Annotated in this window: 10 protein-coding genes and 1 pseudogene; 6 read left to right on the top strand and 5 right to left on the bottom strand. The window is 64.1% G+C overall.

Annotated features, from left to right (window positions below):
• Positions 1-28: 28 nt before the first annotated feature.
• Together coxB and XANALMUS060_RS11995 are read right to left on the bottom strand one after the other, a co-directional pair.
• Positions 29-1,018, bottom strand: coding sequence for a cytochrome c oxidase subunit II (coxB, locus tag XANALMUS060_RS12000; protein ID WP_045738622.1), 990 nt, complete (start codon positions 1,016-1,018; stop codon positions 29-31).
• Between the two features lie 20 nt (positions 1,019-1,038).
• A complete protein-coding gene (locus tag XANALMUS060_RS11995; protein WP_045738621.1) occupies positions 1,039-1,515 on the bottom strand; it encodes a DUF2244 domain-containing protein in 477 nt (158 codons plus the stop codon).
• A 214-nt stretch (positions 1,516-1,729) separates the two neighbouring features.
• On the opposite strand from XANALMUS060_RS11995, the gene putA reads away from it, so the two are divergent.
• On the top strand, positions 1,730-4,960 hold the full coding sequence (gene putA, locus XANALMUS060_RS11990; protein ID WP_045738620.1) for a bifunctional proline dehydrogenase/L-glutamate gamma-semialdehyde dehydrogenase PutA: 3,231 nt from the start codon (positions 1,730-1,732) through the stop codon (positions 4,958-4,960).
• Between the two features lie 131 nt (positions 4,961-5,091).
• Here the strand turns inward: putA and XANALMUS060_RS11985 are convergent, their stop codons facing one another.
• Positions 5,092-6,366, bottom strand: coding sequence for an outer membrane protein transport protein (locus tag XANALMUS060_RS11985; RefSeq protein WP_235430474.1), 1,275 nt, complete (start codon positions 6,364-6,366; stop codon positions 5,092-5,094).
• A gap of 313 nt (positions 6,367-6,679) precedes the next feature.
• On the opposite strand from XANALMUS060_RS11985, the gene XANALMUS060_RS11980 reads away from it, so the two are divergent.
• The 3 genes from XANALMUS060_RS11980 to XANALMUS060_RS11970 are packed head-to-tail and all read left to right on the top strand — an operon-like array spanning position 6,680 to position 8,709.
• Complete coding sequence (locus XANALMUS060_RS11980; RefSeq protein WP_045738618.1) at positions 6,680-7,342, top strand: rhomboid family intramembrane serine protease; 663 nt, start codon at positions 6,680-6,682, stop codon at positions 7,340-7,342.
• 58 nt (positions 7,343-7,400) lie between these two features.
• Positions 7,401-7,721, top strand: a complete 321-nt coding sequence (locus XANALMUS060_RS11975) for a DUF1820 family protein (RefSeq protein ID WP_045726801.1) — start codon at positions 7,401-7,403, stop codon at positions 7,719-7,721.
• 4 nt (positions 7,722-7,725) lie between these two features.
• On the top strand, positions 7,726-8,709 hold the full coding sequence (locus XANALMUS060_RS11970; protein ID WP_045738617.1) for a D-2-hydroxyacid dehydrogenase family protein: 984 nt from the start codon (positions 7,726-7,728) through the stop codon (positions 8,707-8,709).
• A 50-nt stretch (positions 8,710-8,759) separates the two neighbouring features.
• Here the strand turns inward: XANALMUS060_RS11970 and XANALMUS060_RS11965 are convergent, their stop codons facing one another.
• Positions 8,760-10,232, bottom strand: a complete 1,473-nt coding sequence (locus XANALMUS060_RS11965; RefSeq protein ID WP_045738616.1) for a S41 family peptidase — start codon at positions 10,230-10,232, stop codon at positions 8,760-8,762.
• Between the two features lie 103 nt (positions 10,233-10,335).
• Positions 10,336-11,559 carry a peptidoglycan DD-metalloendopeptidase family protein gene (locus tag XANALMUS060_RS11960; protein ID WP_045738615.1) on the bottom strand — a complete coding sequence of 408 codons (1,224 nt, stop codon included), beginning with the start codon at positions 11,557-11,559 and terminating at the stop codon, positions 10,336-10,338.
• A 191-nt stretch (positions 11,560-11,750) separates the two neighbouring features.
• On the opposite strand from XANALMUS060_RS11960, the gene XANALMUS060_RS11955 reads away from it, so the two are divergent.
• A complete protein-coding gene (locus XANALMUS060_RS11955; protein ID WP_045738614.1) occupies positions 11,751-12,413 on the top strand; it encodes a hypothetical protein in 663 nt (220 codons plus the stop codon).
• A gap of 42 nt (positions 12,414-12,455) precedes the next feature.
• Positions 12,456-12,546, top strand: a pseudogene (locus tag XANALMUS060_RS22065) (methylglyoxal synthase); the annotation flags it as partial.

Here is a 12,546-nt window from a genome sequence, read left to right as displayed (position 1 = left end):
GGCTACCTCAGAAAGGGAAGGCTGGACATCAGGTGGCTTGCACGGTCAGGTGCGAACCGGGACGAGGACGCGGGCGCGATTGTTGCGCCTGCGGTGGCACCGTGGGCGCCGCCGTGTTGTCCGGAGCGGACGCCGCCGTCGGCGCAGCTGCTGGAGCGGCCACCGGCGCGGACGCGGGCGCTGCAACCGCGGGCGCCGGCTTGCGCGATGCCAGCCACTTGCGGAAATCCTGCTTGCTCATCGCCTCGACCACGATTGGCATGAAGCCGTGGTCCTTGCCGCAGAGGACGGCGCACTGACCGCGATACACCCCGGGTGTATCGATACTGGTCCAGGCCTCGTTGACGATTCCAGGAATGGCGTCCTGCTTCCAGCCCAGCGCTGGCACCCACCAGGCGTGGATCACGTCATCGGCGGTAATCAGGAAACGGACCTTGGTGTTCACTGGCAGCACCAGGCGGTTATCCACATCCAGCAGATAGTGCGGATCGTGTTCGACGGTCGGCACCGCGCCGCTCTGGCGCATGCGGTCGGAACTGCGCGCCAAACGACTGGTGAAGGACACGTTCTCACCCAAGTATTCGTACCGCCACATCCACTGATAGCCGGTGATCTTCACCGTCATTTCGGCATCGCGGGTGTCGTACATCGCGATCAGCTTGGCCGTGGCCGGCCAGGCCATGACGATCAGGATCAACACCGGAATCACCGTCCATACGATCTCGGCCTTGGTGTTGTGGGTGAACTGCGCCGGCACCGCGCCCTTGGACTTGCGGAAGGTGAACAGCGCATACGCCATCGCGCCGAACACCAGCACGCCAATGACCACGCACACCCACAATGCGAGCATGTGGGCATCGTAGGCATTGTGTGCGCTCTGGGTGACGCCACGGCCCATGTTGAGTTGCCACGGCTTCGGATCGGCCGCTTGCGCCCACGCCAGAGGCGCAGCCACTGCCGCCGCCAGTGTCATTCCAGCCTTAACTGTCTGTTGCACCCATCTGCCGCATTGCTTCATTGCCTAGACCCCTTAGCGTGTCATCGGTTGCGGCCAGTCGTGGCCGCCAGCAAGCCTTGCAGGGTCTGCGCCAGTTCGCGGCGCTCGTCGGGACCGAGGAACTCGCCTACCCGAACCTGCTTGCCGCTGGAAGCCAGCACCACCCTGTCGTCGCCTTCGATCCGCAACCGCACCCAATGCGGATGAGCGCGGAACGCTGGCGTTTCTGCATCTGGATGGGTCACTTCCACGCAGGCCGGACCCACCCGGATCTCCTCTTCGCGCTCGCCCACCCGCCATAACCAGCGCAGTGCAAGCGCCACCATCATGCTGTGCAACAAGGCGAATACAGGCGCGAACACATTGCCTGCGAGCCATCCAACTCCTGCCACGGCCCACATCGCCCCGGCGAGCGCGGCGAACAACAAGACGAACTGTCGGGCGTTGAGCGCCCGTGGCGGGCGCAGCCGCAGCTGCGCACCCGACCCCTCCGGAGAAAACGGAAACATTTCGATCATGTCGAACCGCGCTTCCGAACCGCCTCGCCTTTAAGTCGCGAGTACGTCCGGATGGTAGCCCTGGGCCTGCCCCGCGGCAAGCACGGGTACATCACAAAAAATGCTGCAATGCAACCAGATCGACGCGGCATCGCAGCCGTCGACGCCGCCGGACCCGCGCAGCCCGCGCGGGCGCTGACATAAAATGATCGCTTCCATCCCTGGCCTTTCCCGCATGAACGCTCTGTCTGGCGCCGGCTCTGCCTCGCCGATTCCATCGGCCTCGCCTTCGCCGCTGCTCGTCCCCGAACTTCCGCCCGCCGCGCACGCCCTGCGCGCCGCGATCACCGCCGCCTGGCTGAAGGACGAAACCGAGCACGTGCGCGAACTGCTCGAACACGCACGCCTGCCGACCGCCGAGCAGGCCAAGGTACAGGCGCTGGCCGCCGATCTGGTCACCCGCGTGCGTGCGCGTGCGCAGAATCAGGGTGCGATCGAAGCGTTCATGCGCCAATACGATCTGGGCAGCGAGGAAGGTGTGCTGCTGATGTGCGTGGCCGAGGCGCTGCTGCGCATCCCCGATCAGGACACCGCCGACAAGCTGATCCGCGACAAACTCGGCGATGCGGACTGGAAAAAGCACATGGGCGAGAGCGATTCGATCCTCGTCAATGCATCCACCTGGGGCCTGATGCTCACCGGCAAGCTGGTGCAGATCAACGACCTCACACGTGCCGACGTGTCTGGCGCATTCAAACGCCTGATCGGCCGCGTCGGCGAGCCGGTGATCCGGCTGGCGGTACGTCAGGCGATGAAGATCATGGGCCATCAATTCGTCATGGGTCGCACCATCGGCGAGGCGCTGGCGCGCTCGAAGAAGGGCGACAACGCGTACTACCGCTATTCCTTCGACATGCTCGGCGAAGGCGCGCTGACCATGCGCGACGCGCGGCGCTACCTGGACGCCTATCGTCAGGCAATCCACGCCATCGGCACGCATTTCGCCAAGCAACCCCAGCGCGATAGCGGCAAGGACGCGGTCTTCGCCGCGCCCAGCATCTCGATCAAACTCTCCGCGCTGTACCCTCGCTACGAGCACGCCAAGCGCGCACGGGTGATGGCCGAACTGGCACCAGGCGTGCTGGAGCTGGCGCAGCTGGCAAAGTCCTACGGCATCGGCTACACCGTCGATGCCGAAGAAGCCGACCGTCTGGAATTGTCGCTGGATCTCATCGAGGCCACCTTCTCCGATCCCTCGCTGGACGGCTGGGAAGGCTACGGCCTGGCGGTACAGGCGTATCAGAAACGCACGCCGTACACGATCGATTTCCTTGCCGATCTGGCGCGCCGCGTCGGTCGTCGTATTCCGGTGCGCCTGGTCAAGGGCGCTTACTGGGACGCGGAGATCAAGCGCGCCCAGGTCGAGGGCCATCCCGGCTATCCGGTGTTCACCCGCAAGCAAAACACCGACGTGTCCTATCTGGCTTGCGCCAAGCGATTGTTCGCGCACAGCGACGCGCTGTACCCGATGTTCGCCACGCACAACGCGCAGACCATCGCGGCGGTGCGCGCCATCGCCAACGGCAGGGACTACGAACACCAGAAGCTGCATGGCATGGGCGACGATCTCTACGCCGAGGTCATTCCCGCCGGCCGCCTGGGCGTGCCCTGCCGGGTGTACGCGCCGGTCGGCTCGCACGAGGATTTGTTGCCGTACCTGGTGCGGCGCCTGCTCGAAAACGGCGCCAATTCCAGCTTCGTCAACCGCATTACCGACGAGAACGTGGCCATCGAGGATCTGATCCGCGATCCGCTCGAGGCCGTGTCTGCGTTCGCCTCCATCCCGCATCCGAAAATTCCGCTGCCAGTGGACCTGCTGCGCAGCCAGCATCACAACAGGAAAAATTCCATGGGCGCCAACCTCGCCAACGACAACGACCTGCGTGTACTGGCCGATCAACTCAACGCCGCGCTCAAACCCTGGCACGCCGCGCCGCTGGTGCCCGGCACGGTGATCGCCAGCGAAGCGTTGCCCGTGACCAACCCCGCCAACCGCCGCGAGGTCGTCGGCCGCTGGCAGCCAGCCGATGCGGCCAGCGTGGAAAAAGCGCTCGCCAATGCCGTCAACGCACAACCGGCCTGGAACCGCACTCCCGCCGCCAGCCGCGCCACGATCCTCGAACACGCCGCCGACTTGCTGGAAGCGCGCATGCCCGAGTTCATGGCGCTGTGCGTCAAGGAAGCCGGCAAGACCTTGCCCGATGGCGTGGCCGAAGTACGCGAGGCGGTGGATTTCCTGCGCTACTACGCTGGCCAGGCACGCGCCCAGTTCGGCGCGCCCGAGCGGCTGCCCGGGCCGACCGGCGAATCCAACGAACTGCAGTTGCACGGTCGTGGCGTGTTCGTGTGCATCAGTCCGTGGAACTTCCCCTTGGCGATCTTCCTCGGCCAGGTCGCTGCGGCGTTGGCCGCTGGCAACAGCGTCATCGCCAAGCCCGCCGAGCAGACCAATCTCGTCGGGCATGCGGCGGTGAAGTTGCTGCACGAAGCCGGGGTGCCGGAGGCCGTGGTGCAATTCCTGCCCGGCGATGGTGCGACCGTCGGTGCCGCGCTGACTCGCGATCCGCGTGTGGCCGGGGTCGCCTTCACCGGCTCCACCGAGACAGCCCGCGCGATCAACCGTGCGCTGGCCGCGCGCGAGACCGCCATCGGCGTGCTGATCGCCGAGACCGGCGGCCAGAACGCGTTCATCGCCGATTCCTCGTCGTTGCCGGAAGCGGTGGTCAAAGATGCGATCGCCAGCGCGTTCATTTCCGCCGGCCAGCGCTGTTCTGCCGCGCGCGTGCTGTTCGTGCAGGACGACATTGCCGACAAGGTGATGACCATGCTGGCGGGCGCGATGGCCGAATTGAAGATCGGCGATCCGGGCCTGCTCTCCACCGATGTCGGCCCGGTCATCGACGCCGATGCGCTGCAACTGCTCACCGAGCACACCGCACGCATGGACCGCGAGGCGCGTCTGATTGCCGTGGCTGGCACCGATGACAGTACCGCGCACGGTAACTTCTTTGCTCCGCGCGCCTACGAATTGCAATCGCTGGCGCAATTACAGCGCGAGGTCTTTGGCCCCGTGCTGCACGTGATCCGCTGGAAAGCCGACCAGCTCGACGCGGTGATCGACCAGATCAACGCCACCGGCTACGGTCTGACTCTCGGCGTGCACTCGCGCATCGACGAAACCATCGAGCGCATTGCCGCGCGCGTGGCGGTCGGCAACGTCTACATCAACCGCAACCAGATCGGCGCCGTGGTCGGAGTGCAACCCTTCGGTGGCCAGGGCTTATCCGGCACCGGTCCCAAAGCCGGCGGCCCGCATTACTTGCTGCGCTTTGCGACCGAGAAGGTCGTCACCGTCAACACCACCGCCGCTGGCGGCAATGCCTCGCTGCTGACACTGGGCGATTGAATGCTGTGCGAGCAGCACTGATCACGCAGCGCATCAACCAACCGGAGCCTGCGTCTGAGCCCTCGCCATCGGTCTTACACACGGCGNCCCGCATGAGCGGGGCTTTTTCATCGTTGCTGTAACAGTTGCGATCAGAACTTATAGTTGAACGAGGCCGCCAGCACGTTGGCGTTCACGTCGTAATGGCCGACCAGCGTATTCCCTGTCGCACTGGTGGTGGCGATTTTCGGATCGTTGATGAACAGATGGGTATAGCCAACGCTGTACTCCACATGCTCGAACGGCCTCCAGCTCAGACCCAGCGAAGCCCACTTGCGGCTTGCATCCGGCACGCGCACATCGCGGTGCTGATCGGTGGTCGGGGTTTCGTCGTAAGCCACGCCACCGCGCAAGGTCAATGTGTCGCTCATGCGGTATTCGGTACCAAGCGAGACAGCGGTGGTATCGCGGTAGCCGAACGTCAGCGTGTTTGCGGGCTGATTGGAAGCGAAGTCGACCGTGATCTTGTCGAACTTTTTCCAGGCGGTGCGGGTGACATCGGCCATCACCGTCCACTGCTCGTTGAAGTTGTGGGTGAAGCTGGCGGTGGCACTGGCAGGCAGCTTGACCGTGGCGCGGCCCTTGGTGTCGACGAAGGTACCCGGCGCGGCAACGGCCAGCACAGTGGCGGCACTGCCCCAGACGGTGAAATCGACGTCACCATTGGTGATCTTGTGCTCTACCTGCGACCGATAGCTGAAGCCGATATGGGTGTTCTCATCGACGCTGAACAAGCCACCCAGGGTGAAGCCGGCCGCAGTGTTATCGCCCTTGATACGCGAGAAGCCGTCGGCGCTGCCTGGCGCGAAACCCGGCACGCGGCGTGCGGCTAAGATGCTGCCGAAATCGACCGCATTGCTCAGTTCCATATTCAGGCGCTCGGCAAACACAGAGGCGCCGAAGGAGACATATGGATTGACGTCGTAGGAGAAGGCGGCGTTCAAGTCGATCGTGCGCATTTCGGTCTTGACGCCGTTGTAGCGGCCAAACCAATCGCGGTCGTACTGGGTCTTGAAACCGAATGGCGCAGTCAGCGATGCGCCGAAATGCATGTTGTTATCTGCGCCGAACGGCATGTGGAAGTAGACCGCCGGGACCGGCGCGATCATGCCGGCGTCGCCGCCGTTACCACCGGAGATCGGCGCGCCGTTGGCATAGGTCGCGCCGTTGCCACGGTACTTGGCGGAAAATTGAATCGCGCTGATATCGGCCTGGAACACCGTGCCATCGAGTTGGCGCATGCCCGCCGGATTGACGGCGATGATGGAAGCGTCGCCCGGTGCACTCCCAGCACCGGCGAAGGCACGACCAAGTCCCTTTGCACTGTTTTCCTTGAGTTGGAAGGCGGCGCCATGCGCCTGACCCATGGTCAGTGCACCGACGATAGCCGCGGCCAGGGCCGTGAAACGGACGAACTGGGTTGCGTTTTGCATGGTTCTTCTCTCCGGACAAAGGGACATCGGTGTTCGCACCTGCACATTGCCGGCCTGAGAAGTCGAAGATGTATCCCGGAATCCTGTCCGGACATACGGCGCGGCATGCGGTATGACGTCTTGCGTTAACTCAACTATAACAATATTCAGCATAAACAATTTGCTGCGTTCAGGTTCGTATGGAGCGCGCCTAGGTCCTGCCGCATGAAGCCGGTATCTTTGCCATCCGAGGCTTTCCGGTATTCGCATGTTCGTCTCCATCCCCACCCGCGAACGGGCCAAGCTGCGCTGGGCCGCGCCGTTGCTGTTGGCAGCGATATGGCTCGCCTTCCTGTGGTCCACCAATCTCCCCAATGAAACCCGCGCCACGTTGTGGTTGGACTGGGGGGCGTTGTCGGTCGGCACAAGCCCACGCGATTGGCTTGCGCCCCTGCATGACGGCAGCGTGCTGCGCCTGTTCACCGCACTGTTTCTGCATGCCGATTGGTCGCACCTGCTCGGCAACTTGGTGTTCCTGCTGATCTTCGGCCTGCCCGCCGAACGTGTGCTGGGCCCGTGGCGCTTCCTGCTGCTGTTCCTGAGCGGCGGTGCGATCTCCAACCTGGCCGCCGTGTTCGCGATCGACACCCCCGATCGCGTCATCATCGGTGCCAGCGGCGCGGTCTCGGCCTTGATCGGCACCTATCTGGCACTGTTCCCGCGCGCCAAGCTCGGCGTGGTCCTGCCTCTGGGGCTGTTCCTGGAGTTCGTCCGTGCTCCGGCAGCGTTACTGATCGGCACCTGGGTCGCATTGCAGGTCGTGTTCGCCTACATCGGCCCAGCATTCGGCATGGTGGCGTGGTCGGCGCACTTGACCGGCTTCGCCTTCGGCATCGGTTACGGGTTGTACGTGCGCGCTACGCCTGGATAGGCGCAACGTCGTTTGATTCTGAGCCACGTCCGACGACAGCGCGTCTTATACTTCGAGCATGTTCAAACATCTCTACAAAGTGATCTTCCTCAACCACGGCAAGGTCTACGAACTGTATGCGCAACACGTCGGCAGCAGCCATCTGTGGGGATTCACCGAGATCGGCGCGCTGGTGTTCGATCTGCACGATGGCGTGGTGATCGATCCCACCGAGGAACGCCTGCGCGAAGAGTTCGGCAACACCCAAACGTTGCACCTGCCGATGCAGAGCATCGTGCGGATCGAACAGGTGGAAAAGAAGGGCCCGTCGGCGATCCGCGAGGCTGCCACCGGCGAGAAGGTGGTCACACCATTCCCGATGCCCGGCAAACCCCGCTGAGCCGATGCGCATCCTGATCGCCGACGATTATCAGGATGCGGTAAGACACCTGCCCTGCTTCCGTCGGCTGCAAGGGCATCGCGTGCAGGTACTGACCGCGCCGTCGCCCGATCCAGAGACCCTCATTCACCACGCTGCCGAGGCCGAGGTGCTGGTGCTGATCCGCGAGCGCACCCACATCGATGCCACGCTGCTGGCGCGGTTGCCGGCGCTGCGCCTGATCAGCCAGACCGGCAGGATCGGCGAGCACATCGACTTGGCCGCGTGCACCACACGCGGCGTCGCTGTGGCCGAAAGTGTCGGTTCACCGGTGGCGCCGGCAGAGCTGACCTGGGCACTCCTGATGGCGGCCAGCCGGCGCCTACCGGCATACCGCGACGCGTTGCTGACTGGGCACTGGCAGGCCACCGGCACTGCGGAACTGGGTCGCCGCCTGGAAGGACTGACCCTGGGCGTGTGGAGCTACGGCAAGATCGGGCGACGCGTCGCCGCTTATGGCCGCGCATTCGGCATGCGCGTGCAGGTCTGGGGTAGCGAGGAGACCTGCGCGCATGCACGCGCCGACGGTTTCGAGATCGCCGCCAGCCGCGCCGCGCTGTTCGCCGACAGCGACGTGCTCAGCCTGCACCGTCGCCTGGTCGCGGCCACCCGCCACCAAATCGTGCTGGACGATCTGCTGCGCATGAAGCCCGATGCGCTGTTGGTCAATACCAGCCGTGCCGAGCTGCTCGCCCCCGGCGCACTGCAAACGGCGCTGGCTGCCGGACGTCCCGGCCAGGCGGCGCTGGACGTATTCGAACAGGAGCCGCTGCTGGACCCGCAGCACCCGCTGCTACGGCATCCGCAGGTACTGGCGACACCGCACCTGGGCTACGTCGAGCAGGCCAGCTACGAACTGTACTTCGGCGCTGCCTTCGACAACGTGCTGGCCTTCGCCGCCGGCACGCCACAGCATCTGGCCAATCCCGAGGTGCTGACGCTGGGCTAAATTCGGCACAGACACCGACGCCAGCGGGATGGCTACGCAGCGCCGCTGGCTCAGGAACCGGGCGTCGCCGCTGCCGGCTCAGGTTTTTCCGGTTTGGTCTTGCCGGGCGCAGGCGTCTGCGGCGCCGACTTGGTCGAGGGTGTACCCGGTTTGTGCATCGGTACTGCGGTCGGCTTGGCTTTCGGCTTGACCGGCTTGGCGGCGGCGGCCCTGGCCACCGCACCAGGCTGTTTCAGTTCGGCAAGTGCCTGCGCGATCGGCGCATCGCCCGGCAGCGGGTCGCCGGCGCTGTACCCCTCGGCCCCCTCGTCGTCGCCGCGTAGATGACCCGGCAATGTGGCTTCGCTGTAGTCCGCAATCGCCGCTGGCTTGTCCGCATCCTCCGCCTCGCCCTCAGGGTGCAACACCACGTCGGGGACGATGCCGCTGGCCTGGATCGACTTGCCGCTGGGCGTGTAATAGCGCGCCGTGGTCAGCTTGACCGAATCGCCGTTGTCCAGCGGCAACACAGTCTGTACCGAGCCCTTGCCGAAGGTACGGCTGCCGACGATACGCGCGCGCTTGTTGTCGCGCAGCGCGCCAGCGAGCACTTCAGAGGCGCTCGCCGATCCAGCATCCACCAGCACCACCATCGGCGCGCCGTTGAGCAAATCGCCTGGGGTGGCATCGAACTTGGAATCGCTGACCGAGATACGCCCGCGTGTGCTGACGATGTTCCCTTTGTCGAGCAGATCGTCGGCCACCTGCACCGCCGCGGTCAGCAATCCGCCGGGATTGCTGCGCAGATCAAGCACCAGGCCGCGCAGCTTGCCGCCGGCCTTCGCAAGCAACTGCTGCAACTGCTTGCGAAAATCCGCGCCGGTATCGGCCTGGAAGGTGCTGATGCGGATGTAGCCGTAGCCAGGCTCCAGCATGCGGCTACGTACACTGGCCACACGGATGGTCTGCCGGGTCAACGTGACGTCGAAGGGTTTATCGATCTTGTCGCGTTCGATGGTCAACACGACCTTGCTACCTGGCTTGCCACGCAGCGGTTCCATCGCCTTGACCGCACTGATCGGCTTGCCGTCGATGGCGATGATGATATCGCCCGAGCGCAGGCCTGCACGCGCGGCCGGGGTGTCATCGATCGGCGACACGACCTTGAGGGTGTTGTCCGGCAACTGCAGCAATTCCACGCCAATGCCATCGTAGGCACCGCTGGTCTGCTCATCGAAGGCTTCGGCGTCTTCCTTGCTGAAATAGGTACTGTGCGGATCGAGATCGAGCAACAGGCCACGGATCGCAGACTGCATCAGTTTCTTGTCGTCGACAGGATCGACGTAGGCTTCCTTCACCGCGTTATAGACCGCGACATAGCGACGGATTTCGTCCAGCGGCACTTTCGACGTGGCCGACTCGGTTGCATCCGGATCATCGGCGCTGGCCGCAGGTGCCGTGGATGTCTGCGTGGCGGCATGCTGCGCCATCAGTGGCAGCGGCGCCAGCGCAAGCAACAAGGCAACGGACAGGACTACGCGCATGAAGCACTCCGATTGGGGAAGGCCTGCGCCATCGATGACACAGTGGGCACGATTATGCGCGAAATCACCCTAAACACGCGTTGACCGCACTGCGATGCTGTATTCAGCGTCGCTGCAGCCACGACGCCGGATCCACCGGCTGGCCGTTGTGACGCAATTCGAAGTACAACGCCGGGCGGCCCTGACCGCCGGAGTTACCGACCTTGGCCACCGGATCCCCGCGTTTGACCCGGTCGCCCGCATCGCGCAACAAGGTATCGTTGTGCGCGTATAGGCTCATGTAGCCGTTACCATGGTCCACGATCAGGATCATGCCGTAACCGGTCATCCACTCGGAGAACACCACCGTCCCGTCGGCCACCGCAGTGATGGTACTGCCGGCTGGCGCGGCGATCAGCACGCCGTTGCTGGTACGCCCATCTGGCAACCTGCCGCCGTAACGCGCGAGTAAATCGCCAGACAACGGCCAGCCGAGCCCGCCAACCTTCAACGGTGGTCCCGAGGCCATCACCTTAGGTGGGACCTTGCCGCCAGCGTGTGGGTTATTGCCGGCCCTGGCCTGCGCGGCCTGTTCGGCGGCGGCACGTTTGGCCGCGGCACGCCGCTCGGCCTCGGCACGGGCGGCAGCCGCGCGCAGATTGGCTAACAAGGTTTCCAGGGCCTTCGCGTCCTGACCAAGCGCTTTCTCGCGTTCGCTGCGATCCTGATACCGCTGATCAAGTTCCAACACCACGCTGGCGCGCTGCTTGCGGTCACGCTGCAATGCGGCCGCCTGCTCTTGCTGACGACGCTGCGCTTGGCTCAACTGCTGCCGCTGCTGCGCGACATCGCGCTGTACCTGTTCGAGGGCCTGCAGTTCGTGGGTCAAGCTGGCGATGCGTTGCGCGCGTTCGCGCTGCAGATAACGGTGATAGGTCAGTAGCCGGTTGGCATCGGCCACGCGATCCTGCGCCAGCAAGAGTTTCAAAGGTGCATTGTCACCGATGGCATAGGCGGCCCGTAGCCATTGCGCCAATTCGGCGTGCTGGCGGGTCAATCTGGCGCGCAATGCATCGCGTTTGTGCTCCAGTTCGGCCAGGGTCTGCTGATGCTGACGCAGTGCCTGCTGGGTCTGTGCCAGGCTGCGTCCGGTAGCGGCGACCTTTTCGTCGGCATCGCGCAATTGTCGCGCGGCGTCGCCGCGCTTGCCCTCCAACTGATGACGCTCCTCGGCTACGCTCTTCAGCTCGCCACGCACTTTCTCCAAGCGACGCTCGGCGTCACGCGGGTTCTGTGCGGCAGCCAGGCCTGTCGCCAGCCACAGCAGCGCCATCGCCACGACAGGCATGAACTTGCGTGACTGCAGCCAGACACACCGATGCGTCGCGCCAGACAGGGCGGAACGCGAGAGAACGGAGCTGGCAGCGGACAAGGGCGGATCCAATGACTTCAGGCAGGTGTGGATTGTAGCGAAGCGTGTTGTGATCGCCCCACGATGAATCGCAACCGGATGGCCGGTGTTAGGGGAGGTGGAAAATAATGAAACCGATGCATCTGGCCGTGCTGTTGGTCATTGCCCTCACCGCCGATTCCGCGCTGGCGGCCGAGGACATCAGCAAGGTCAACGGCAGCATCAAGGCCATTGCCGGCAAGCAATATGGAAACCTAAACATCGTCAACGGCAACATCAGTGTCGAGTCCGGCGCACGCGTGGGCAGCGTGGAGACGGTCAACGGCAATATCAGAGTCGCCGACAATGCCCAGACCAACGGCTTGTCCACAGTCAACGGCAACATCAACATTGACGAACGCGCGCAGATCGATGGCTCGATCAAAACAGTCAACGGCGGTATCTTCGTCAATCGCGGCGGACGCATCGTTGGCGCGATCGAGAGCGTCAACGGCAGTATCGGCGTGATCGCCATGCAGTTGGATCGCGGCATCGAGACGGTCAACGGCGACGTTACCGTGGGCCATGACGCGCATCTGGGCGGCGGGATCACGATCAACAAGCCAAGCTTCAGCATGTCATTCAACCCGACACGCACACCACGCGTCATCGTTGGGCCACATGCGGTAATCGACGGTCCGCTGCGATTCGAACGCAAAGTCACACTGTACGTCCATCGTAGTGCCCAAATCGGGCCGATCAGCGGCGCCATCGCACAGTCATTCGATACCGACACCGCGCCGGGCAAGTGAGCCGGACGCTCAGTCTCACGCCAACATCTCCCAAAGCGGTCAGACGCGCAGATTGCCTCTAGCGTGTTGTCAGGAGTTTGCCATCGAGCGTTGTTTTTTGAGGATGCGCATGTCGCGCGTCAGCACGAGGCAG

This window comes from Xanthomonas sp. MUS 060, assembly GCF_000963215.1.
Lineage (GTDB): Bacteria > Pseudomonadota > Gammaproteobacteria > Xanthomonadales > Xanthomonadaceae > Xanthomonas_A.
This window is presented reverse-complemented; position numbering and strand designations above follow the sequence as displayed.